The sequence below is a fragment of the Streptomyces flavochromogenes genome, assembly GCF_000717595.1.
Classification (GTDB): domain Bacteria; phylum Actinomycetota; class Actinomycetes; order Streptomycetales; family Streptomycetaceae; genus Streptomyces; species Streptomyces flavochromogenes.
The window spans coordinates 1-202 of record NZ_JNZO01000168.1 but is presented as its reverse complement, the minus strand read 5'-3'; the positions used below and the strand labels follow the sequence as shown (position 1 = coordinate 202).

General features: G+C 70.8%; 1 protein-coding gene. It reads left to right on the top strand.

Going from position 1 to position 202, the window contains the following annotated elements:
* A partial coding sequence (locus tag IF00_RS0140765; protein WP_030327234.1) for an ATP/GTP-binding protein occupies positions 1-202 on the top strand: 202 nt, incomplete at both ends.

The window sequence follows — 202 nt, the reverse complement described above, 5'->3', positions numbered from 1 at the left end:
CGGTCAGGACCGCTTCTGGTTCATGTGGGACGACCTGGTCCGCGGCGCCATCGGCGCCGTCGTCCTCGTCGACACCCGCCGCCTCGCCGACTGCTTCCCCGCGGTCGACTACTTCGAGAACAGCGGCCTGCCGTTCGTCATCGCCCTCAACGGCTTCGACGGCGCCCAGCCGTACCAGCCCGAGGAGGTCCGCGAGGCCCTC